This is a genomic window from Nguyenibacter vanlangensis, assembly GCF_013376155.1.
Classification (GTDB): domain Bacteria; phylum Pseudomonadota; class Alphaproteobacteria; order Acetobacterales; family Acetobacteraceae; genus Gluconacetobacter; species Gluconacetobacter vanlangensis.
Genome location: NZ_JABXXP010000013.1, coordinates 1 through 21,965, shown reverse-complemented (window position 1 = coordinate 21,965; position 21,965 = coordinate 1). Strand labels below are relative to the sequence as shown.

Below are 21,965 nucleotides of genomic sequence, written 5' to 3'. Positions count from 1 at the left end.
CGGACGATCAGGGCGGCGAGAGCGTGGCGCGGCGATGGCCGGGCTCGTCCGTTCCGGTCCCGTGCCGCGTCGTGCGGCGTGTCGGCGCCCGTGCGCTATGGGATGACATCCTGCGCAGTACTTATGATTTTTCCGAGCCCGGGGTCCTGTTCGTCGACCGGATCAACGCGTCCAACACGCTCTGGTATTGCGAGCGGATCAGCGCCACGAATCCCTGTGGCGAGATGCCGTTACCCCCTTACGGGGCGTGCGACCTGGGCTCGCTCAACCTGGCGCGTTTCGTGCGCGCGCCTTTTACCCCGCAGGCGGATCTCGATACCGGCCGCCTGGCGGAGGCCACGCGAGGCGCGGTGCGTTTTCTCGACGACGTGATCGATGTCTCGCGCTATCCCCTGCCGCAGCAGGCCGGGAACGCCCGTGCCTCGCGCCGCATCGGCCTGGGCGTGACCGGTCTGGCCGACATGCTGCTGATGCTGGGCCTGCGCTATGATTCCGCACAGGCGCGCGCCGTTGCCGCGGACATGATGCGCGTCGTCTGCCACGCGGCCTATCGCGCTTCGGTCGCCCTGGCGCGCGAGAAATCGCCGTTTCCGCGTTTCGTGCGTGATGCCTATATGCAGGGGCCATTCATCCGCGCCTTGCCCGGCGATATCCGCGATGCGATCGCCGCGTCCGGCATCCGCAACAGCCATCTGCTGGCGATCGCGCCGGCCGGGAGCATCAGCCTGCTGGCCGGCAATGTTTCGAGCGGGCTGGAGCCGATCTTCGCCGCGTCCCATCACCGCACGATACTGGACGAAACCGGGGCGCCTCGGGATTTTCTGCTGACCGACTATGCCCTTGAGGTCTGGGCTCGGGGGGCCGGGGCGCGCGGGGCCGGGGCATGCGGGGCCGAGGACGAAAGCGGACGGCCGGGCCTGCCGCCCGCTTTCGTATCCGCCGGCGACCTGGGGCCGGAGGATCACGTCGCCATGCAGGCGGCGCTGCAGCCCTTCGTGGACAGCGCGATCTCGAAAACCGTGAACGTGCCGCAGGACTACCCGTTCGACGCGTTCAAGCGCGTCTATGACCTTGCCTATGACAGCGGCCTCAAGGGCTGCACCACTTTTCGCCCCAATCCGGTGACCGGCATGGTCATCAGCGACCCCCAATGCTGTACCGCCGGGCACGAAGCCGATTATACCAGCGCGTGTCATGATTGACCGTCTTGTTCTCTCTTTTTCGGGCGCTCTTTTTCGGGGCGCTGCCCCGAACCCCGCCAAAGGCGGTGCCTTTGGAAACCGATTATTTATCAATATAATGGGGGTAATGGGGTGCGGGGGTCCGTGACCCCTGCCGGGTTCGGGCAGGGCCCGACCTGTCTTCCAAACGGTCGATGTCCAAGTGGATGGTATTAGGCGCTGGTCCCGGCTCTTGGCCTGGCTATCGGATCTCGAACTCTCCCGATGGCAGCGGAGTCAGCGATGTCTCCAGCGCCGCGCTTTCGCGGGCCAGGACATGATGGAACCACGTGATATCGGATTGCCGTGGCGTTCGGAGGCGGAAATTGCGGATCTGCATCGGCACGACGCGCAGGGCGGCCAGCCGGCCGTCTGTGCCCAGGCGGGGGAGATAGAGCGCGGCCAGGTCGGGCCGGAACGCGGCGTACCCTCCGATCCCTTCATAATCGTTGATAAGGTCGCCGCAGCCATACAGGATCAGTTTCCCCCGATGGCATTCCAGCCCCAGCCGGTGATGCGCGGAATGTCCGTGGATCAGGTCGGCGCCGCGGTCGATCAGGGCCTGCGCAAATTGTCGGTGCGCCTGCGGGACGAGATAGCCCCAATTGCCGCCCCAATGGATGGAGGCGATCACGATATCGCCCGGCCGGCGCCAGCGTTGCATGTCTTGCGCGACCAGCTCGGCGCTGCCGGCCGACAGGTCGGGCAGAAGATACAGGCCCGGCATATGCGCGCCAGCCTTCCATTCTTCCGGCACGCCGCTGCTCGGCAGGGCGCAGGCGAAGACCAGCAGGCGCCGGTCGCCGCCGGCAAGCGGCAGTACGGCCGGGGCCGTGGCCTGGGCCAGGTCGCGCCCCGCGCCGGCGGTTTGGATATGCGCCTTCCATAACGTATCGAGGGTCTGCACCAGGCCGGCCTGCCCCCAGTCGAGCGTATGGTTGTTGGCCAGCACGCAGCAATCGATGCGGGCCGCCGTCAGGCAATCGACATTGTCCGGATGCATCCGGTAATTGATCCCCTTGGGCACATAGGCGCCGGACGTGGTGACGGCCGTTTCCAGATTGACGATCCGCGCCGAAAGGCCGGCATCGCGCAAATAGGGCAGGGCATCGCCCCAGACATAGTCCGGCGCGACATGCCGGGGAATGGGACCGTTTTCCCGCTCGGCCAGGTCGAGATAGCCGAGGGCCGACGCGACATGGCGCTCATGCAGTTCGGGTTGGCCGGGATGGCGCAGGATCTGGTCCACGCCGCGTCCGAGCATGACGTCGCCGCCGAGCAGGAGGGTGAGGTCGGACATGGCGGCGGCAGGACCTAGGACGCCGGCCGGCGTTTTCCGCCCGGACGCACGATGGCGGCCTGGAGGCCGGTTTCCCCCTCGGTAACGGCGACATGCACCGGGCTGCCGACCTGCAACTGGTCGAATCCGTCGTCGGCCACGCTGTGGCGATGGAAATAGACCTCTTTCCCATCGGGCAGTTCGATGAAGCCGTAATCCTGTCCGGCGACGAAGCGGGTGACGTGGCCCTCCCGCAAGATGGGTTCGTGGTGTTTCACCTGTCCGCCGCGCGTGCGCACATGGTCTTCCAGTCGGCGGACTGCCGCATCGAACGCGTCCCGGACGGCGACATAGGCGTCCTCATGCGCATGGTTTCGCGGTCCTTCGCGCGAGATGACGATGTCGCCCGCCGGGGTGCTCACCACGAGTTGCACGTGGTACAGATCGCCCTGGTGATGATGGCGGTGCGGGATTTCGACCGTCACATGGCAACGCAGGATGTCGCTTTCGAAATGCGTCAACTGCGCGGCCCTGGCGCGGATTTTCGCCTCGAGCGCCGGCGAAGGATCCATGTTCTTGAAGGTGATCTGCACGGGAATGGCCATGGCGTTGTCCCCTGGACATCCGGCCCCGCCTGCCGCGGCCCTGCCTGCGACCGAAAGGGCGTGATGGCCCGATCGCATTCACAACGCGCGACGCACGGTCGGGTTCGCCCTACGGACGTCTTTCGCGACGCGGCTGGTTTCAGGTCCGCGTCGATACAAGATTTCCCGATAGACGCGCCCGATCATGCGGTCCGGTCGCTTGTCGGAGGGGGTCCTTCATCATGCCTCAGCGGGCCGAGGATGCGCGGCATCCCATCACGCGGCATCCCATCACGCGGCATCCCATCACCCTGGGCGCCACCCTGGGCGCCATCCTGGACGGGGCGGCACGGCATGTTCTGCTTCCTCTGGTTGCCGGGGCATTGTGCATCGGCGGTGTGGGGCGTCTGCTGGACCGGGCATGGGGCGACTGGTTCTGGATGGCCGGAACCGCCGTCGTGCTGTGCTTCCTGCTGCTGCAGATCGCCCTGACGCTGCGTCGCGGCGAATTCGGACTCGACCTGATCGCCGCCCTCGCCATGGGGGGTGCGCTTCTGCTGGGCCAGAATCTGGCCGGCATCATCATTGCCCTGATGTTTGCCGGCGGAGAGGCGCTGGAAGGTTTTGCGCAGGGGCGCGCGCGGCGCGAGATGACCGCGCTGCTCGATCGCGTGCCGCGCAGCGCCGCCCGCTATGACGGGGAACAATTGCGGGACGTGCCTCTGGCCGTGCTTCTGGCCGGCGACCGCATCCTGGTGCGGCAGGGCGACGTCGTTCCCGTGGACGGGCTGGTGACCAAGGGGATCGCCGTCCTGGATGAATCGGCGCTGACGGGAGAGGCGCTGCCCGTGTCGCACCGGGTCGGCGCCGCGATCGTCAGCGGCACGACCAATGCCGGCGACGCGTTCGACATGCAGGCGACCAGCACGGCCGCCGACAGCACCTATGCCGGGATCGTCCGTCTGGTCGAGGCCGCGGGCGCGGCAAGGGCGCCCATGGTGCGCCTGGCCGACCGTTATGCGCTGGTCTTCTTCGCGCTCACTCTTTTCGTGACGGGGGCGGCCTGGATCGTCAGCCGCGATCCTGTCCGGGCCCTGGCGGTCCTGGTCGTGGCAACACCCTGTCCGCTCATCCTCGCGGTGCCGGTGGCGATCATGTCCGGCATCTCTCGCTGCGCGCGCCGCGGCATCCTCGTGAAGGGCGGCGGCGCGCTGGAACAGCTCAGCCGGATCAGGACCGTCATCTTCGACAAGACCGGCACCCTGACCGACGGCCGGGCCCGCATTCTGGACATGATGTGCGACACCATCGATCCGCGCGAATTATTGCGCATCGCGGCGTCGCTCGACCAGGTTTCGCACCATGTCGTCGCGCGTTCGCTGGTGCTGAGCGCCGGAGAGCGCGGGATCGTCCTGTCCCTGCCCGAGGCGGCCCACGAACAGTCCGGCGCCGGCGTGACCGGCAGGCTGGAGGGGCATCTGGTTGTGGTCGGCAGTTGGGATTATGTGCGTGCCGCCACCGACGACACGCCGTTTGCGGCGGAAATTTCGGAGTGGATGCGCCGCGACGGCGCGGTGGCGGTCGCGGTGGGCATCGACCGCCATGTCGCCGGCGCGTTCCTGCTGGCGGACCAGGTCAGGCCCGAGGCCGGGGTCGTGCTGCGGCAATTGCGGGATGCCGGCATAAGCCGGATCGTACTGGCGACCGGGGACCGGGCCGACCTCGCGGCCGGTGTCGGCGTATTCCTCGAGGTCGATGCCGTCGTGGCGGATCTCAAGCCCCAGGACAAGACGGCGATCGTCGAGGCGGAGAAATCGGCCGGCCCGGTTCTGATGGCCGGGGACGGGGTCAATGACGCGCCGGCCCTGGCCGCATCCGACCTGGGCGTGGCCATGGGCGCCCGCGGTGCCGCGGCCTCGTCGGAGGCGGCGGACATCGTCATCCTGGTCGACAGGCTGGACCGGCTGGTGGATGCCCTGCGCATCGCCCGGCGCGCGCGCCGGATCGCGCTGCAAAGCGTCTATGCGGGCGTGGGCCTGTCCATTTGCGCCATGCTGGCCGCCGCCGCGGGGTATCTCATCCCGGTCGAGGGCGCGCTGCTGCAGGAAGGCATCGATGCCGCCGTCATTCTCAATGCCCTGCGCGCGCTGCATGGCGGCCTCTGGCGTCGCGCCGGACATGCCGGCCTCGCACCGGATGAATTGCGCGCCCTCGATGCCGAACACCAGGCGCTGCTCGACGTCGTCGACCGCATTCGCGTCACCGCGGACCGGTCGCATGACGTGTCGGGGCCGGATCTCGACAAGGACCTGGAAATCCTGGATCAGATGCTGCGACAACGGCTTCTGCCGCATGAACGGCAGGATGACCGGGAGATCTATGCCCGCATCAGGCGGCAGGCGCGCATGCCCGACCTGCTGGCCGGCATGAGCCGCACCCACATGGAGATACGGCGCCAGATCCACAATCTGGCCGCGCTGCGCCGCGCCGTGTCGGAACATGGCGCCAATGCGCTGCAACGCCGCGAACTGCAGCGCCTGCTCTACGGCCTCGAAGCCATTACCCGCCTGCATTTCGCGCAGGAGGAGGAAATCTATCGCCTGCTCGAGCGGGAACGGTAGGGGACAGGGCGCGTCCATCCCCGGAGCGGCTGGCTGAAGATTATGTGTTTGCCGGGAGATTATGTGTTTGCCGCGCTTTGCGAAGCCGCCTGCTTGTCGTACCCTGCGAAGGACGACGCCCGCTACGAACGAGTTCACCGTACCGGGGGGCCGTTCGGAACATCGGAAACTGAACAGAACATGACGATCCTGGGACAGCGGGGAATGAAGGGCCGCCTTGCCAAAATCGGGGCCCGTATCAGAAAGAGTCCCATCACGCGGGTGGGACCCGGCCTGATTACCGGGGTCGCGGACGACGATCCCAGCGGAATCGCCACCTATTCGCACGCAGGGGCCACCTTCGGCCTGGACATGCTCTGGACGATGCCGCTGGCATTTCCGCTGATGGCGGCGATCCAGTTGGTCTGCGCGCGCATCGGCCGGGTCACCGGGCGTGGCCTGGCGGCCAATATCAAGACCGCGTTCCCCGCCCCGGTGCTGCTGGTCGTCACCGGCCTGCTGCTGCTTGCCAATACGCTCAACATCGCGGCCGACATCGCCGCGATGGGCGACGTCACCTCTTTGGTCACCGGCCTGAACAAGCAGCTTGCAGCCATATTCTGGGTGATCGTCACCCTCGTGCTGCAGGTCTTCGTCCCGTATCACCGATATGTATATTTTCTGAAATGGCTTACGCTTTCCCTGTTGTCCTATTTCATCGTGGCCATGATCGTTCATGTGCCCTGGCACGACGTCGCGATGCGGACGATCTGGCCCCATGTGACCTGGGATGGGCGTACCGCCGAAATGGTGCTGGGCGTGTTCGGCACGACGATCAGCCCGTATCTGTTCTTCTGGCAGGCCTCGGAAGAAGTGGAGGATCTGCGGATTCATCACGCGGAACCCCTGCTGACCGATGACATGGGCGCCGCCGGCGAGCTGCGCCGCATTTCGTGGGATACATGGAGCGGCATGTTCTATTCGGATGTGACCGCGTATTTCATCATCCTTGCGACGGCGGTGACGCTGCATGCGCACGGTGTCACCCGGATCGAAACGGCGGCACAGGCCGCCGATGCGCTCCGGCCCCTGGCGGGCGACTTTGCCTATTACCTGTTCGCGGTCGGTATCTGGGGCGTCGGCCTGATCGGTGTCCCTGTCCTGGCCGGATCGGCGGCCTATGGCTTTTCGGAGGCGATGAACTGGCAATGGGGGCTGGAACGCAAGGCGACCGACGCGCGCGGCTTCTATGGTGTCATCATCGTCAGTGTCCTGGCGGCGCTGGTCATCCAGTTCTCCCCCCTCAGCCCCATGAAGGCACTGTTCTGGTGTGCCGTCCTGAATGGCGTCGTCGCCGCGCCGCTGATGGCCATCCTGCTTCTGCTCGGGGGGCGGCGCCTGACATTGGGAAAATTCGTGGTTAGCAAGACCGTATTGGCGCTGGGATGGATCGCGACCTTCGTGATGGCGGTTTCAACCGTCGAGATGGTCCTGGGATGGTTCTGAAGGGTTGGATGCCGCGAAGCCGTATCATGTGACGGTTTCGTGTTCCCTTGAACCTGGGGCCTCTCGCTACACTTAGAGTGGATTGGCACGGGCCGATCCGCCGGTTTTGGGTCATCCTTTCCTTCGGGCATGTCGCATCCGTGCGGAGGCCACCATGCTTCAATACAGTCCGGCCGGGCAGGGATTGCTGATCGGCAATTGCCCGCGGCAGCCCGATCGTCGCGGGTTCGTCGCCGATGCCTCGGGTGATTACGAACTGGCCATCGTCGAATTCGACGACCAGGGCTGCTATTATGAACGCGCGCAGATGACCGCCCTCGCGGACCAGGTCGCCCGTCTGGTCCGTCAGGGCACGGACGCCGTCATCATCGTCTTTGTTCATGGCTGGAACCATAACGCCGATCCCCTGGATGCCGGTCTGCTGGGTTTTCGGAATGTCCTGTCGATCGCCGCGCGGCACGAACGGCAATTGAACCCGGCCCGTCCCCGCTCCATTCTGGGCATCTTCGTCGGGTGGCGCGGCCGGACGCTTTTTCATCCCGTGCTCGAATATCTCACCTTCTGGGGGCGCCAGGCGGCAGGGCGGCGGGTTGCCGGCGGATCGGTACGCGAATTGTTCGGGCTGTTGCGGCGGTATCGTGATGCTAGGCGCGCGGCAGGCGGGCGCCCCCTGCTTGCCGTCATCGGTCATAGTTTCGGCGGGATGATCGTGTATTCGGTCCTGGACCAGTCGCTGATCGAATATGCGTCCTCGCCGGACCCGCAGGATTCGCCCCGGTTCGCAGATCTGGTCCTGCTGATCAACCCCGTGCTGGAAGCGACACGCTATCTGCCGATCTACGACATCCTGCGGCGGCCGGGCGCCCCTCTCCATGGTCATGACACGCCACCGGTCTTCGTATGTGTGTCGGCGCGCAATGACTGGCCCGACCGCATCCTGTTTCCGCTGGGACATGCCGCGGCCCGCATGATGCAACGCTGCCGGTCCCGGCTGGAGCGCAGATGCCTGGGGCGCACGATCGGAAATATCCGCCCATTCCGCACGCACCGGTTGAGGGGGCCCGTCGATGGCGAAATGTTTTCATTGACCCCGAGCGGCAATGCCAACCGGCCGGGGACGCCCTTCTGGATCGTGCGCGCAGGTTCCCATGTCGTGGACGGGCATGACGGCATCTCCCGCGAGCCGTTCCAGGAATTCGTCGGCAGCCTGCTGTTTACGCACCAGGGCAGGACGTCACACGGCACGGAGCCGCACTCCGCGGCCTGAGCCGGGGGCGCGATGCCGTACCGTGTTGCGTCATGTCGTGTTCAGGTATGTTTGATGGGGATGACCTGTTCGTTCTTCTGCGCCTCGGCCGTCTTGGGCAGGGTCACCGTCAGCACGCCCTTGCTGAAGGATGCTTCGATCGCCCCGACATCCACCTCGTCAGGAATCTGGAAGGAGCGCAGGAACGTGCCGAAGCGTCGCTCGGAGTGGTAATAATTGTTCTTCTTCTCTTCTTTTTCCTCATGTTTTTCACCGCGAATGATCAAAGTGTCATTCGTCGTTTTGACCTCGACGTCGGTCTCGTCCATTCCGGGAAGCTCGACGGTGATTTCATAGCGGTTGTCCCGGTCGAGAATGTCGATCGGAGGCGCGATGTCGAGGCCCTCGCCCCGCGGCCAGAACATATCGAGGCCCGACGAACGGCCAAAGGGACGGCGCCACCACCCCGACGGGAGTTCGTCAAACCTGCGGTCCAGTTCGCGGCGCAACGTATCGAGCGCCGGCCAGGATGCCGTCCGTAGCGGTTTTGCGGGCCTGGATTCCGGTTTGATCGCGAGTTTGTTGGGGTCTGCCATGGGAATCTCCATGTCTTCGCACTGCGAGTACCAGGCAGGGGGCAAGCTGGTCTCTCAAGCTGGTCTCTGGGGCTAGGGAACGCGGGATCCGGCGGTAAGTTGTCACCCGAAGCACCGGCTGCATGCTTTGTGTCGCGTCGAAAAAATCGAGGGGCGGACACTGATCCGCGCGGAGAAGGATCCCTATCTGTCGGATGTCGCGGCAAGCGGCGACGCGCGGCGTCGCACGCGCGCGCAAGGCAAGGGTCGAGAGGGGATGCAGCCGATCGAAAACCGCGTGTTCGATGCGATCGCGCCGGGGGAGGCGGCCAGCGTGACCCACACGCTGACCTATAAGGACATGCAGACATTCTCGACGATGGCGCGGCATATGTGCCCTGCCGCGATCGACGAAGCGGCCGCCCGCAGCGAGCCGTTCCATGATGTCGCCGCCCAGGGAATGTGGCTGCCCGCGTTGATTTCGGCGCTGGTCGCGACCCGGCTGCCCGGCCTGGGCAGCAAATATGCCGCGCAGAGCCTTCACTTCGAACGCGCGATCGCGCTGGGCGATACGATGACGGTGACCTTGACGGTGACGGCGAAGGATGCACGGGACGGCATCGTCGGCATGGATTGCCTGGCAACGAACCAGCGGGGCGAGATCGTCGCCCGTGGGCGTGCCGAGATCATCGCGCCGACCGAGAAGATATCGCGTCTTCGCGAGACCGGATCGGATCAATTGTCGTCGGGCAAGGGGCGCCGGTACGAACGGCTGATCGCCCTGACCCGGGGGCTGGCGCCGATCAGGACGGCCGTCATCTATCCGGTGGAGACGATCTCCCTTCTCGGCGCCATGGAGGCCGCGCGCGCCAATCTGATAGAGCCCATCCTGATCGGTCCGGAAGACAGGATACGCGCCGAGGCCGTGCGGGCGCAGGTCGATGTGTCGGGGTACGAAATCGTCCCGGCGGATCGGCCCGAGGAGGCAGCGCAAGCCGCGGTCCGCTTGGCCCGCGAGGCACGGGCCGAGGCCCTGATGAAGGGGGCGCTGCACACGGATGTGCTGCTGCGCGCCGTTCTGGACCGCGATCACGGCTTGCGGACCGAACGGCGGCTCAGCCACGTATTCGCGATCGACGCGCCGTTCTATCCACGCCCGATCCTGCTGACCGACGCCGCGGTCAATATCGACCCGACACTTTCCGACAAACGGGATATCGTCCAGAACGCCATCGCGCTGGCCCATGCGCTGGGCATTCCGTGTCCCCGGGTTGCGATCCTGTCCGCCGTGGAAACGGTGACCGAGGCTCTTCGTTCAACGCTCGATGCGGCCGCCTTATGCAAGATGGCCGAGCGTGGCCAGATTACCGGCGGCATACTGGACGGTCCGCTCGCATTCGACAACGCGGTCTCGGTCATGGCGGCGAAGGCCAAGGGGATCGTCTCGCCCGTCGCGGGGCATGCGGACATCTTCGTCGTGCCGGACCTGGAAGCGGGGAACATGCTGGCCAAGGAACTGGAATATCTGGCCGATGCCCAGATGGCGGGAATAGCGCTCGGCGCCCGGGTGCCGATCATTCTGACCAGCCGTGCCGACAGGACGCTGGCCCGCCTCGGATCATGCGCGATCGCGCTGCTTCTGGTCCGTCATGCCGGAGAAAAAACCTGATTTTGGTGGGCATCGGCGCGGATTTCCCAAGATCCGTCATGCGCTTCATGAGGTTGGAAAGGGAAAGGAGAAACGCAGCATGGAACAAGGATCACCCAACGCCGGCATGGAAGCGGCAGTCCTGACACCCGACCAGCGGCACAGGCTTGCCGCGGCCCTGGAGCAATATCTCGACGCGGACAGGCCGGGCCAGGGGGTGTATGGGCTGCTGCGCCGGGCCGCCGACGCGGCGATCTATGACCAGGTGCGCGGCTGGGGGTGCCAGCCCCATCCGCCCGAGGCGGCCCCCGGGATGATCCATGTCCTGATCCCGCCCGAAGACATGCGGAAACTTCTGGCCCTGGCGGATATTTCCGAGCAGCAGGCTATTGCGTATCTGGTCGTGCATCTGCCGCGTGCCGTTCGGAATTACGTGCTGAAATTGCCGATGCATCGGCCGGGCAGCCTGTACGAGCGGGCGAAGCAACATTTCCCGTGTGTTGCCGCGGACAGGTCGAAAGGCTGACCACGGGATGACGGGCCTGGGGGATGGAGGATCTGGCCGCGTCAGCAGATCCGCGGCAGATGTTCGCCGAACAGCCAGTCCACGATCCGTCCGCCACCGAACCCGGTCGTCATCTGCACGAAATGGTCGGGGTCTTCGATCACGTCTCCGATGATGCAGGCATCGCGGCCCAGAGGATGCTGCCGCATCGTCTGCAACAGGCGCGTCGCCTCCTGGGGGGCGACGATCGCGATCAATTTGCCTTCGCTGGCGACATAGAGCGGATCCAGGCCAAGAAGTTCGCAAGCGGCGGCGACGTTTTCCCGCACGGGAATGGCCTCTTCCCGCAGCATTATGCCGACGGATGATTGATGCGCGATCTCGTTCAGCGTCGCGCCGATGCCGCCGCGCGTCGGATCGCGCAGCAGTCGAAGCGCGCTGCCGGATGCGCGGATCATCTCGGCCACGAGGGTATGAAGTGCCGCGCTATCGGACAGGATATCGGTTTCGAAACCCAGGCCGGCGCGTTTGGACATGATCGCCGCCCCATGATCGCCCAGGAAGCCGGAGACCAGTACCTTGTCCCCCGGCCGGGCCTGATCACCTGACAACGCAACCCCAGGAGGGATGCGTCCGACCCCGGTCGTCGTGATGAACACGCCGTCCGCCTTGCCGCGTTCGACGACCTTGATGTCGCCGGTGACGATCGCAACGCCCGCCGCGCGGCTGGCCGTTGCCATGCTGGCGGCGATCCGCTGCAGGTCACGCAGCGGAAATCCCTCTTCGATCACGAATCCCGCGGCCATGTACACCGGGGCGGAACCGGCCATCGCCAGGTCGTTGATCGTGCCGTGCACGGCCAGGGATCCGATATCGCCGCCGGGGAAGAAGATCGGCGATACGACATATGAATCGGTGGAGAGCGCGATATGGCCGCCGGTCACCGGGAAGACGGCGCAATCATTAGCCTGGTCGAGCAAAGGGTTGGACAATGCCGCGCGGAAGATCTCATCGATCAGTTGCGCCATGGCCCGGCCGCCGGCCCCGTGCGACAGGTCGATGCGGCCATTGGCGATGTCGAGCCGGCGTTGGCGGGGGACCTGCCTGCTCATCGGTCCCGCGCACCTGGCGGCGTCTTGTCCCGAAATCGTTTATAGGTCCAATGGGCGGCGCAGGCGCCTTCGGGCGAGACCATGCAGGAACCGATCGGCGTTTCCGGCGAGCAGACCGTACCAAACAGACGGCAATCGGTCGGTTTTCGTACGCCGCGCAATACGTCGCCGCAGGCGCATGCAGGATTGTCCGCGGCCGGCAGGGTGGTAATGCCGTATCGCCGTTCGGCATCGAATGCGGCATGGCGGTCGTTCAGGCGCAATGCGCTGTATGGAATCTCGCCCAGCCCACGCCATGCGAACGATTCGCGAATTTCGAAGACATCGGCAATGGCCCGCTGGGCAAGGAGATTGCCGCCCCGTATCACCGCGCGGCGATATTGGTTTTCGACGACGCAGCGCCCCGCATTCATCTGCCGGACCAGCATGACGATCCCCTGCAGCACGTCCAGCGGTTCGAACCCCGTCACGACAACGGGTTTTGAAAAGCGTGCCGCGATGTCCTCATAGGGAGACGTGCCGATGACCGTGCTGACATGTGCCGGGCCGACCAACCCGTCGATCGCCACGTCCTGATTGTCGAGAATGGCGCGGATGGCCGGCGGTGTCAGCACATGGTTGCACAATATACTGAAATTAAAAATATTCCTTTCTTTAGCGTTAAGGATTGCAAGGGCGGTGGGCGGCGTCGTCGTCTCGAACCCCACCGCCAGAAAGACAATCCGGCGTTCCGGCTCGGTCTCGGCAATCTGCAGGGCATCGTGCGTGGAATACACCATCCGGATATCGGCCCCGGCCGCGCGGGCCCGCAGCAGGCTGCCGCCGTCCGGGGTCGGGACGCGCATCAGGTCGGCATAGGTGCATAGCGTGATGCCGGGTTGTCCGGCCAGCCGGATCGCATCCTCGATCCGGCCGACGGGCAGGACGCAGATCGGGCAACCGGGGCCATGGACCATCCGTACATTGCGTGGCAGCATATCCTCGATACCGTATCGTGCGATGGCGTGGGTATGACCACCGCAGAATTCCATGATCCGATAATCGCGGTGCGGATCGGCCTCGCGCGCCAGCGTCTCGGCAAGCGCACGGGCCAGATGCCCGTCGCGATATTCCGTCATGTATTTCACGACGCGTCTTTCATTGAAGGACGTCCTGCCCGCCCGGGAACGAAGACAGGCCGGCGGCGCGCATCAAGGCGAGCGTTTGCGCCGCCTCTTCGGGGTCGAGCCTGGCCAGGGCATATCCGACATGGATGATGACATAGTCGCCGACAGCCACGTTCTCGAGCAGTGCGACGGAGACCAGGCGCGACACGCCGTTCAGGGTAACGCGGGCCATGGCGTCGGGCAGCAGCGCATCGACCCGGATAGGAATCGCCAGGCACATCGCTATGTCCTTTCATATCCGGGAATGCCCGCGCGGGTACCGTCTTTCAGGCACAGCCTGGCCCACGCCGCCTGTCCCAGGGACAGCCCTCCGTCATTGGCCGGGACGCTACGCGGCATGATCGGATTCAACCCCGCATTCCGCAATGCGCCTGCCAGCCCGTCGGCCAGCAGCCGGTTTGCCAGGCATCCTCCGGCCAGCAGCACAGTCCGCACCCCCAGGCGCGCGGCATGGCTGGCGGTCAATGCCGACAGGCCGGCGATGACGGTGCCATGAAACAGGTCCGCACCTGTGCGTGCATCCATCCCCGGCTGCGACAGCGCAGCAAGCAGCGGCAGAAAATCCAGCGTGCCGCCGTTCAGCCGATAGCCGTTCGGCAGACCCCGCGGTGTCGTGGCCAGGGCTTCCAGCGCCATGGCGGCTTCGGCTTCATGGCTCTGGCGGATGCAGATTCCCAGCAGGGCGGCGGCGGCATCGAACAGCCGGCCCATGCTGCTCGTGCCCGGGAAGGCGCCGCCGGTTACCAGACCCGCCAGGCGCGCCGCCTGCGGAACGGTATGAAATCTTCGACCTGCCTCGTCCCTCCGCCCCAGCGTGGCCAGAACGGCGACACCCATGCGCCAGGGTTCGCGTGCCGCCCGGTCCCCGCCGGGCAGCGGCACGGGGGCAAGATGGCCAAGCCGGTGCCACGTCGATCCGTCGACATGGAGCAGTTCGCCACCCCAATTGCCGCCGTCACGACCATGGCCATGGCCGTCCAGGGCCAGGCCCAGATAGGGGCCGCGCACGATCCGCTCGGCGGCCACCGCAGCAAGATGGGCCAGGTGATGCTGGACCGGCAGAACAGGCATTCCGCTTTCCTGCGCATAGCGGCTCGACGGATAATCCGGGTGCAGGTCACAGGCGACGACAAGCGGGACAACGCCCAGAAACGCGGTCATGCGGCGGATCGCGTCCGCATGGCGCCGAATGGCCTGGGGGCTGTCCAGATCCCCGATATGCTGGGAAAGAAAGGCTTCGCGCCCCCGGGTGATGCAGATCGTCGCCTTCTGATATGCCCCCACGGCCAGGACGGGCGGTCCGTCCTCTGCCAGGTCGACCGGCGCGGGGACGATGCCCCGCGCCCGGCGGAGACAGGCGGGAGCCCGGTCGATGACCGTCATGACCGAATCGTCCAGTGCGTTTTCGATGTCGCGGTCATGGGTGACGATCAGGTCGGCCAGGCCGGCCAGTTGCGCATGCGCCGCCCCGTTATCGGTAATCAACGGCATGCCGGCGCGGTTCGCGCTGGTCGCGACCAGGCAGGCCGGCACGCTGGTGCCGCGCCGGCGCGCCTCTTGCGCCAGCGCGTGGAAGAGCAGGTGATGGATCGGGGCCGATGGCAGCATGACGCCGATCTGCCTCAGGCCAGGGGCCACGGACGGCGCCACGATCGTGCGCCGGGCCAGCAGCACGATCGGCCGTTCGGGCCGTTCAAGCATCCGGCGCGACAGCGGGTCGACAATCGCGACCAGCCCGGCGGTGGCCAGATCGGCGACAAGGGTGGCGAAGGGCTTGGCCGGCCGGTTCTTCCGGACCCTGAGCCGACGCACGGCGGCCTCGTTCCCCGCATCGCAATAAAGATGGAACCCGCCGACGCCCTTCAGCGCCACGATGGCGCCATCGCACAGGGCGTTGGCGATCTGGTCCGTCGAGGCACTCAAACGCGGCCCGCAGGACGCGCAGGCGATCGTTTCGGCATGAAAGCGCCGGTTGCCGGGTGCCTGATAATCGCGCCGGCAATCGGGGCAGAGACTGAAGGCAGACATCGTCGTGTTCGCGCGATCGAACGGAAGCGCCCGCGTGATCGTCAGGCGGGGGCCGCACTGCGTGCAACTGATGAATGGATAGAGGTAAAAGCGGCTGGCCGGATCGAAAAGCTCTTGCAGGCAGGACGGGCAGGGTGGCGCATCCGCGGCCATACGGGTGTGGCCTGGGCGGTGGATGGTTTCGCGGATTTCGAACCCTTTGCCGCCGTCGGGAGGGATATCGTGCACATCCACCCGCTCTATGCGGGCAAGGGGCGGCGGTGCGGCGCGAAGGGCGGCAAGAAACCCGTCCAGGGATGCGCCCTCGATTTCGGCCAGCACGCCGTCGCCGTCATTCAGGACGTAGCCGGAAAGGCCATGTTGCCGCGCAAGCCTGTAGATGAAAGGGCGAAAGCCCACACCCTGTACGACCCCGCCGATACGAACCTGGACACGCCGCGCCGCGCGGCGCGTATCCCTAGCGTCGGGCAGGGTATGCATGGTCCGGCCCGTCCGGGACCGCGGCCGGGCGGCATTGCATGACCCAACCGGCCAGTTCGTTCAGCCCCGCGCCCGTCCTGGCGGAAACTTCCAGGATCTGCAGGTGCGGGTTCACCCGGCGCGCCGCCGCGATGCAGGCGTCGCGGTCGAAATCCAGATGCGGAAGCAGGTCGATCTTATTCAGCACCATCAAATGCGACGAGGAAAAGATATGCGGATATTTGAGCGGCTTGTCCTCTCCCTCGGTCACCGACAGCACGACCATGCGGGATCTTTCCCCCAGGTCGAAGGCGGCCGGGCAAACCAGGTTTCCGACATTCTCGATAAACAGGACGCCGTTTTGCGGCGTGGGCAGCATGTCCATCGCGTGCGACACCATATGCGCATCCAGATGGCAGCCCTTGCCGGTATTGACCTGCACCGCCGCAGCCCCGGTGGCGCGGATCCGTTCGGCGTCGCGTGATGTCTGCTGGTCGCCCTCGATGACCGCGACCGGCAGGAATGTCCGTATATGTTCGACAAGTCTGATCAGAAGCGAAGTCTTCCCCGCACCCGGGCTGGAGACGATATTAAGCGCAAAGCTGCCCTGTTGCAGCAGCCGCGCGCGATTGGCCGCCGCGAAGGCATCGTTGGCCGCCAGGATATCGCGCTCGATCCGTATCGCGCGTTCCTTTCCGACGCCCGGCGCATGCGCATGTGCGCTGTCGGGCCCGACATCCCCGGATCCGAAATCAAGCCCGGATCCGAAATCAAGAGAGCCGCCGTCATGGTGCTGGTGGGCATGCCCCTTCCGATGCGCCATGGCATGATCCGCCGGCTCGGTACCCGGCGTTCCGCATCCGCAGATCACGCACATCAGATCACCTCCAGTCCGGTCAGGAAAAAATCGTCGCCGCCGGTCACCACCAGGTTGGCCAGGGCGCAGCGCGGACAATCCTGATGCCACTCGGTTACGGAGCCTGTGTACCCGCAATCGGGACAGAAACCGTTGGCCGGTACGGTCTCGATTTGCAGTCGCGCCTTATGGGCGAGTGTGCCCCGCGCGACCGCGGCGAAACAGAATTGCAGCGCCATGGGCTCGACCGGGCCAAGCACCCCGATGGCCACCGTGACCGTGTGAACGCAGCGAAAACCCTGTTTGCGGGATTCTTCCTCGATCAATGCCAGAAGATTTTCGGCGAGTGACATTTCGTGCATGTCGGGCTTTCTGCGCGGTCCATCTTTCAGGAGGCGCTCAGCCGTGACCGCAAGGCCTGGATAACGATCGGTGCATCGACGGGTTTAAGGAACACGCCCGAAATGCCGAGTTCGTGAAAGCCCGCCGTGCCCGACAGGGATTGCGACGCGGTGCTGATGATGAAAAGCGGGATCGCGAGTCCCTCGTTGCGCAGTGTCTCCGCCAGATGGGCGCCGGCGTCGGCCGTTTCGAGCATCAGGTCGGCCAGGATCGCATCCGGACGAACCCGGCGTGTCGTGCGCAGGCCCTCGCGGCTGTCGGCGGCCTCGCCGACGCTGAAGCCGGCCTGTTCCAGCGCGTCGCGCAGGGCGCCCCGGGCGGTCGCGTCGGTATCGATCAGCAGAAGGGTGCGCCGTTTCGCGCCAAGCCCGATATTACCCATGATCTTCCTATCCGGCATCGCCGCGCAGCCGCGCGCCGAGCGCCCGGACGGCATGGCCGAGATTGCGCGCCGCGCGCGGCGTCAGGTCCTCGGCAAGGGTGAAGCTGTAGCCGCGGATTGCCAATTGGTAGGCGCGGGGCGTCGCGCCGAGATAATCGCGTGCGATGGCCAGGACGGCGGGGGGTGAGAGAACATGGCTGGTAAAGCCGATTTCGGGCGCGGGAAAGACCGGCGTCACACGGAATGGGGCATGCCCGCGAAGCGTGGCGTCGATGAACCAGACGACGTCGTTTTCCGCGATGTCGAGGGCATCCTCGATCGCGAGCTGGTACGGATCATGGATCGCGATATTGGGCAGGCGCAGGCCGGCGATCGCCGTCGCGGCGGCGGGGCCCAGCCCGTCGTCCTCGCGCCCCGGATTGCCGACGCCGATCACCAGCGTGCGTGCGATCATCCGCGCGCCTTCGACAGGATGGGCGTGCCGTCACTGTCCTCCAGCGTCACGACCAGCTTCATCTGTCCCAGCGCATGGGTGGCGCAGGACAGACAGGGATCATAGGCCCGGATGGCGACTTCCAGGTGGTTGAGCAGTCCTTCGCTGATGTCGCGGCCGGCGAGATCACGCTCGGCGACCTGGCGGATCGAACGGTTGATCGCCTCGTTATTGTGGGTGGTCGCGACGATCAGGTTGGCACGCACGATGCGGTCCTGTTCATCGATCTCGTAATGATGAAACAGCGTGCCCCGCGGCGCTTCCAGGACGGAGATGCCGCGCAGGCGCTTCTCGCCCGTGACGACCAGGTCGCTGCCCTGCAGGTCGTCGTCATGGAGCAGGATGCGGATCGTCTCGGCGCAATGGATCATGCAGACAAGCCGCGCCCAGTGATAGGCGAGGGTCGCATGAATCGGCCCGCCGCCATTCCGGATGCCGCCTTGGGCCATGAAATCGCGGCGCGCCTGTTCCGCCAGGGGGGTGCCGATGAAGGCGCAGCAATTCAACTGCGCCAGGGGGCCGACACGGTACCAGCCCTGTTCGGGGCCGAGCGCACGGATATAGGGGAATTTCATGTAGCTCCACGGCCGGACCTCCTCGCCGAGATAATCGGCATAGCGATCGGCGGGAATTCCGTCGAAGATCATGCCGCCCTTTGCGTCCATGGCGCGCAACCGCCCATCATACAGGTCCAGCCCGCCATCGGCGGCGACAAGGCTCATGTAATGCGATTCGATCCGCGCGAATTCCGCGTGCAGTTCGGGGTGGGCGTCGATGAAGGCGCGATGGAGTTCGAGCGCCTGGCAGCACCAGGCCAGAACCGGTTCGACATCGCGCCGCAAATTATCCCGGTATTCCACGGAGAGATTCTGGTTGACCCCACCCGGTACGCAGAGCCGGGGATGGATCCGGCGTCCGCCGGTGGCGGCGATCACCATCTGTCCGAACTTGCGGATCATGATCGCCCATTTCCCGACCTCGGGATAGCGCTCCATCACGCCGATGATCGTGCGCGTCTCGACGGGGGCCTCGAAGCCCAGCAGCAGGTCCGGGGACGCAAGGTGGAAGAAATTGACGGCGCTGGATTGCAGGACCTGGCCGTAATGCATCAGCCGGCGCATCTTCTCGGCGGTGGGCGTCAGCCGGTCCACGCCGGCGATCGCATCCATCGCCTTGCCGGCGCCCAGATGATGGCTGACCGGGCAGATGCCGCAGAGCCTCTGCACGATGACGGGGACTTCCCAATACATCCGTCCCTGGATGAAGCGTTCGAACCCGCGGAATTCGACGACGTGGAAACGCGCCTGGGCGATGTTTCCCGCGTCATCCAGCCGCAGTGTGACCTTGCCGTGGCCTTCGACGCGCGTGACCGGATCGATGACGATCCGGCGCGTGCCCGAATCCCGGTTGCCATTGTCCTGGTCGTTCATGGTCCGTCACGCATCGTCATTCGTATTTCAAAAGCGGATAAGGCAGGTCCGGTGCCTGGCCGGTCAGCAGCGCGCGCAATGTTTCCCAGATCGCATCCGCCGATGGCGGGCAGCCCGGCAGGAAATGATCGATCCGGACGATGTCGTGCGCCGGGTAGACGCGATCCAGCAGAAGGGGCAATTCGGGATCGTCGGGGATATGGCCGCCGCATGTGACGGTCGGGCCGTCCTGGTACGCTTCCTCGAGACAGGCGCGCAGGGTGACGACGTTGCGCATGGCCGGCACGCCGCCGTACAGGGCGCAGGCCCCCACTGAAACCAGGGTCCGGCAATGGGTACGGAATTGCCGCAGCACGTGGACATTATGCGTGTTCGAGCATCCGCCCTCGATAAATCCGATATCGACGGGGCGATCGAACCGCTTCTTGTCGTCGAACGGAGAGCGGTCCAGTTCGACGAGATCGGCCAGGTCCAGCAGCCGTTCGTCGATATCCAGCAGGGACATGTGGCAGCCGAAACAGCCGGTCAGCGAACAGGTGGCGAGGCGCGGCCGGGTCGTCATGTCGCCCTCCAGCGGATCACGACGGCGGCGCCTTGCGGCGCGCCTCGATATCTGTTCCGATCGGCGTCTTGTCGAAGCGGCGCTGCCCGTTCGGAATCCGATAGCCGTCACGCCGGATGACGATGCAGGCCACCGGACAGACATGGGCCGCCTTGTCGATCGCCGCCATCTGGGTTGCGCCCAGTCCGCCCCATCCATCCACATGCAGATGCATGGCAATGCCGCGCCCCTCGTAGCTGAAGACAGACTTGCCGTCCGGCATGCGGGAGGCCTCGATGCAGCGCGAGCACGCGATGCAGCGTTCGCGGTCCAGGAAAATATCCGGATGGCTGGCATCGATCTCGTGGCGCGGCCAGAAAAACGGATAGACCGGCGCCGTCATGCCCAGCCGGTAGCCCAGGGCCTGGAGTTCGCAATCGCCGCTGGCCACGCAGTACGGGCAGGGATGATTGCCTTCGACGAACATCATCTCGATCAGGGCCAGGCGATCGGCATTCAGTTGCGGCGTGTCGTTCTCGACGACCATGCCGTCGCGCACCGGGGTTACGCAGGCGGCGGCCTGGTGTCCGTCGATGCGGCAGGTGCAGACGCGGCAATTTCCGGCCGGGCGCAGATCGGGATGATAGCACAGGCGCGGAATATAGAGTCCGGCCGCGTCACATGCGGCGATCAGACTCTGGCCTTCCTGCGTCTGGACGGTAACCCCGTCGATGGTGAATTGCAGTGTCCCGAGCGGCATTTCAGAACAACTCCTCGACAGGGTGCCGACCTTGCAGGGCGATGCTTTCCCGCTGGGCGGCGATCAGGTCGATCTTCGAGACGAAATCCGCGGCCTGCAATCGCGCCTCATAGCGTTCGGGAAAATCGCGCATCGTGTTCAGGATCGGATTGGGCGCGGTCTGGCCCAGTCCGCATCGGCTGGTGCGCGCCACGGTGCCCGCCAGGGATTCCAGCGCCCCGATGTCGCGCAAGGTGGCGCGTCCGGCGGCGACATGCGCCATCTGGTCGCGCAGCAGCGCGGTGCCGACGCGGCACGGCGTGCACCAGCCGCAGGATTCGTCGGCGAAGAATTCGGCAAATTGCAGAACGATGTCCAGCACGTCCCGATCGGGCCCGAAGATCATGATCGACCCGCCGGTCGACAGGTCCTCATAGGCCAGGCGCCTGCCGAAATCCTTCGGCGCGACCGATCGGCCCGACGGGCCGCCGACCTGCACGAACCCCGCGTCCGGCGCACCGGCCAGATCGAGCAGGCCGTTCAGCGTGATGCCGAACGGAACCTCGTACAGGCCGGGATGCGGACAATCGCCGGACAGGCTCATCAATTTCGTGCCCGTGGATTCGCGGGTGCCCAGGGCGGCGAAGGTTTCCGGCCCGTTTTCCATGATTCGGGCGACGCAGGCCAGGGTCTCGACATTGTTCACGGCGGTCGGCCGGTCGCGATATCCATGTTCGGTCGGGAAGGGGGGGCGGTCGCGCGGCGCGCCGCGCTTGCCTTCCAACGATTCGATCAGTGCCGATTCCTCGCCGCAGATATAGGCCCCGGCACCGGACTGGATGCGGATCTCGAAGCCGAACGCATCATGCCCGCAGATCGCGCCGCCCAGCAGCCCCAGCCGGCGGCGCGCGGCCAGAACATCGTGCAGGGCCGGCAGCATCCAGGCATATTCCGCCCGCAGATACATCACCCCGGACGGTGCCCCCAGCGCATAGCCGGCGATGGTCATGCCGTCGAAGACAAGGTCGGCGAAATCCGACAAAAGCACCCGGTCCTTGAATGTCCCCGGCTCGCCTTCGTCGGCATTGCAGATGATGTGGCGCTCGCCGTCCGGACCGTTACGGCACAGGCGCCATTTCAGCGCGGTCGGGAAGCCTGCGCCGCCCCGGCCGCGCAGGCGCGCCGCGGCGATCC

At 65.7% G+C, this 21,965-nt stretch carries 20 protein-coding genes and 1 pseudogene; 6 read left to right on the top strand and 15 right to left on the bottom strand.

Annotated elements, in window-relative coordinates; all coding sequences use genetic code 11:
* Positions 1-1,202 (top strand): annotated as a pseudogene (locus HUK84_RS02505) (hypothetical protein); the annotation flags it as partial.
* A gap of 220 nt (positions 1,203-1,422) precedes the next feature.
* On the opposite strand, the gene HUK84_RS02500 reads toward HUK84_RS02505, so the two are convergent.
* Positions 1,423-2,520, bottom strand: a complete 1,098-nt coding sequence (locus tag HUK84_RS02500; RefSeq protein ID WP_176638818.1) for a CapA family protein — start codon at positions 2,518-2,520, stop codon at positions 1,423-1,425.
* A 14-nt stretch (positions 2,521-2,534) separates the two neighbouring features.
* Positions 2,535-3,104, bottom strand: coding sequence for an HPF/RaiA family ribosome-associated protein (locus HUK84_RS02495; protein ID WP_176638817.1), 570 nt, complete (start codon positions 3,102-3,104; stop codon positions 2,535-2,537).
* A gap of 221 nt (positions 3,105-3,325) precedes the next feature.
* Between HUK84_RS02495 and HUK84_RS02490 the strand changes: the two genes are divergently transcribed.
* The 3 genes from HUK84_RS02490 (at position 3,326) to HUK84_RS02480 (ending at position 8,456) form a co-directional block, all read left to right on the top strand.
* The gene (locus tag HUK84_RS02490) at positions 3,326-5,704 is read left to right on the top strand and encodes a heavy metal translocating P-type ATPase (RefSeq protein WP_176638816.1); all 2,379 of its coding nucleotides are present in this window, start codon (positions 3,326-3,328) and stop codon (positions 5,702-5,704) included.
* A gap of 261 nt (positions 5,705-5,965) precedes the next feature.
* Positions 5,966-7,189: an NRAMP family divalent metal transporter gene (locus tag HUK84_RS02485; protein WP_218064157.1), complete on the top strand. Its 1,224-nt coding sequence runs from the start codon at positions 5,966-5,968 to the stop codon at positions 7,187-7,189.
* A 154-nt stretch (positions 7,190-7,343) separates the two neighbouring features.
* Positions 7,344-8,456, top strand: a complete 1,113-nt coding sequence (locus HUK84_RS02480) for a hypothetical protein (RefSeq protein WP_176638815.1) — start codon at positions 7,344-7,346, stop codon at positions 8,454-8,456.
* Between the two features lie 41 nt (positions 8,457-8,497).
* Here HUK84_RS02480 and HUK84_RS02475 read toward each other — a convergent pair whose 3' ends face one another.
* Positions 8,498-9,031: an Hsp20/alpha crystallin family protein gene (locus tag HUK84_RS02475; RefSeq protein WP_176638814.1), complete on the bottom strand. Its 534-nt coding sequence runs from the start codon at positions 9,029-9,031 to the stop codon at positions 8,498-8,500.
* Positions 9,032-9,158: 127 nt separating this feature from the next.
* Between HUK84_RS02475 and HUK84_RS02470 the strand changes: the two genes are divergently transcribed.
* Positions 9,159-10,679: a bifunctional enoyl-CoA hydratase/phosphate acetyltransferase gene (locus HUK84_RS02470; protein WP_317135214.1), complete on the top strand. Its 1,521-nt coding sequence runs from the start codon at positions 9,159-9,161 to the stop codon at positions 10,677-10,679.
* Positions 10,680-10,758: 79 nt separating this feature from the next.
* A complete protein-coding gene (locus HUK84_RS02465; RefSeq protein WP_246285310.1) occupies positions 10,759-11,184 on the top strand; it encodes a hypothetical protein in 426 nt (141 codons plus the stop codon).
* A gap of 41 nt (positions 11,185-11,225) precedes the next feature.
* On the opposite strand, the gene hypE is transcribed toward HUK84_RS02465, so the two are convergent.
* From hypE to HUK84_RS02405, 12 genes are all read right to left on the bottom strand, one after another.
* The gene (gene hypE / locus HUK84_RS02460) at positions 11,226-12,275 is read right to left on the bottom strand and encodes a hydrogenase expression/formation protein HypE (protein ID WP_176638812.1); all 1,050 of its coding nucleotides are present in this window, start codon (positions 12,273-12,275) and stop codon (positions 11,226-11,228) included.
* A complete protein-coding gene (gene hypD, locus HUK84_RS02455) occupies positions 12,272-13,393 on the bottom strand; it encodes a hydrogenase formation protein HypD (protein WP_218064158.1) in 1,122 nt (373 codons plus the stop codon). The genes hypE and hypD overlap by 4 nt, the downstream gene beginning before the upstream one ends.
* A 19-nt stretch (positions 13,394-13,412) precedes the next feature.
* Positions 13,413-13,661, bottom strand: coding sequence for a HypC/HybG/HupF family hydrogenase formation chaperone (locus HUK84_RS02450; RefSeq protein WP_176638810.1), 249 nt, complete (start codon positions 13,659-13,661; stop codon positions 13,413-13,415).
* Positions 13,662-13,663: 2 nt separating this feature from the next.
* On the bottom strand, positions 13,664-15,949 hold the full coding sequence (gene hypF, locus HUK84_RS02445; protein WP_176638809.1) for a carbamoyltransferase HypF: 2,286 nt from the start codon (positions 15,947-15,949) through the stop codon (positions 13,664-13,666).
* Positions 15,927-16,805, bottom strand: a complete 879-nt coding sequence (gene hypB / locus HUK84_RS02440) for a hydrogenase nickel incorporation protein HypB (protein WP_176638808.1) — start codon at positions 16,803-16,805, stop codon at positions 15,927-15,929. The genes hypF and hypB overlap by 23 nt, the downstream gene beginning before the upstream one ends.
* Entirely contained in the window at positions 16,805-17,146 is a 342-nt protein-coding gene (hypA, locus tag HUK84_RS02435; protein ID WP_176638807.1) for a hydrogenase maturation nickel metallochaperone HypA, read from the bottom strand. The genes hypB and hypA overlap by 1 nt, the downstream gene beginning before the upstream one ends.
* A 26-nt stretch (positions 17,147-17,172) precedes the next feature.
* Complete coding sequence (locus tag HUK84_RS02430) at positions 17,173-17,568, bottom strand: response regulator transcription factor (RefSeq protein ID WP_176638806.1); 396 nt, start codon at positions 17,566-17,568, stop codon at positions 17,173-17,175.
* Positions 17,569-17,575: 7 nt separating this feature from the next.
* Positions 17,576-18,022: a hydrogenase maturation protease gene (locus tag HUK84_RS02425; protein ID WP_176638805.1), complete on the bottom strand. Its 447-nt coding sequence runs from the start codon at positions 18,020-18,022 to the stop codon at positions 17,576-17,578.
* Complete coding sequence (locus tag HUK84_RS02420) at positions 18,019-19,491, bottom strand: Ni/Fe hydrogenase subunit alpha (RefSeq protein ID WP_176638804.1); 1,473 nt, start codon at positions 19,489-19,491, stop codon at positions 18,019-18,021. The genes HUK84_RS02425 and HUK84_RS02420 overlap by 4 nt, the downstream gene beginning before the upstream one ends.
* A gap of 16 nt (positions 19,492-19,507) precedes the next feature.
* Entirely contained in the window at positions 19,508-20,053 is a 546-nt protein-coding gene (locus tag HUK84_RS02415) for an NADH-quinone oxidoreductase subunit B family protein (RefSeq protein WP_176638803.1), read from the bottom strand.
* Positions 20,054-20,069: 16 nt separating this feature from the next.
* Positions 20,070-20,792, bottom strand: coding sequence for a 2Fe-2S iron-sulfur cluster-binding protein (locus HUK84_RS02410; protein WP_176638802.1), 723 nt, complete (start codon positions 20,790-20,792; stop codon positions 20,070-20,072).
* A gap of 1 nt (position 20,793) precedes the next feature.
* The coding region (locus HUK84_RS02405; protein WP_281362723.1) for an NADH-ubiquinone oxidoreductase-F iron-sulfur binding region domain-containing protein at positions 20,794-21,965 on the bottom strand (1,172 nt) is incomplete at its 5' end.

What these genes read in the sequence shown, in the direction of transcription:
- hypD (WP_218064158.1), bottom strand. Translation starts at nt 13,393, where the DNA reads ATGACGGAATATCGCGACGGGCATCTGGCCCGTGCGCTTGCCGAGACG.
- HUK84_RS02465 (WP_246285310.1), top strand. Translation starts at nt 10,759, where the DNA reads ATGGAACAAGGATCACCCAACGCCGGCATGGAAGCGGCAGTCCTGACA.
- hypF (WP_176638809.1), bottom strand. Translation starts at nt 15,949, where the DNA reads ATGCATACCCTGCCCGACGCTAGGGATACGCGCCGCGCGGCGCGGCGT.
- hypA (WP_176638807.1), bottom strand. Translation starts at nt 17,146, where the DNA reads ATGCACGAAATGTCACTCGCCGAAAATCTTCTGGCATTGATCGAGGAA.
- HUK84_RS02490 (WP_176638816.1), top strand. Translation starts at nt 3,326, where the DNA reads ATGCCTCAGCGGGCCGAGGATGCGCGGCATCCCATCACGCGGCATCCC.
- HUK84_RS02425 (WP_176638805.1), bottom strand. Translation starts at nt 18,022, where the DNA reads ATGATCGCACGCACGCTGGTGATCGGCGTCGGCAATCCGGGGCGCGAG.
- HUK84_RS02415 (WP_176638803.1), bottom strand. Translation starts at nt 20,053, where the DNA reads ATGACGACCCGGCCGCGCCTCGCCACCTGTTCGCTGACCGGCTGTTTC.
- hypE (WP_176638812.1), bottom strand. Translation starts at nt 12,275, where the DNA reads ATGAGCAGGCAGGTCCCCCGCCAACGCCGGCTCGACATCGCCAATGGC.
- HUK84_RS02480 (WP_176638815.1), top strand. Translation starts at nt 7,344, where the DNA reads ATGCTTCAATACAGTCCGGCCGGGCAGGGATTGCTGATCGGCAATTGC.
- HUK84_RS02500 (WP_176638818.1), bottom strand. Translation starts at nt 2,520, where the DNA reads ATGTCCGACCTCACCCTCCTGCTCGGCGGCGACGTCATGCTCGGACGC.
- HUK84_RS02430 (WP_176638806.1), bottom strand. Translation starts at nt 17,568, where the DNA reads ATGGGTAATATCGGGCTTGGCGCGAAACGGCGCACCCTTCTGCTGATC.
- HUK84_RS02410 (WP_176638802.1), bottom strand. Translation starts at nt 20,792, where the DNA reads ATGCCGCTCGGGACACTGCAATTCACCATCGACGGGGTTACCGTCCAG.
- hypB (WP_176638808.1), bottom strand. Translation starts at nt 16,805, where the DNA reads ATGTGCGTGATCTGCGGATGCGGAACGCCGGGTACCGAGCCGGCGGAT.
- HUK84_RS02495 (WP_176638817.1), bottom strand. Translation starts at nt 3,104, where the DNA reads ATGGCCATTCCCGTGCAGATCACCTTCAAGAACATGGATCCTTCGCCG.
- HUK84_RS02450 (WP_176638810.1), bottom strand. Translation starts at nt 13,661, where the DNA reads ATGTGCCTGGCGATTCCTATCCGGGTCGATGCGCTGCTGCCCGACGCC.
- HUK84_RS02475 (WP_176638814.1), bottom strand. Translation starts at nt 9,031, where the DNA reads ATGGCAGACCCCAACAAACTCGCGATCAAACCGGAATCCAGGCCCGCA.
- HUK84_RS02420 (WP_176638804.1), bottom strand. Translation starts at nt 19,491, where the DNA reads ATGAACGACCAGGACAATGGCAACCGGGATTCGGGCACGCGCCGGATC.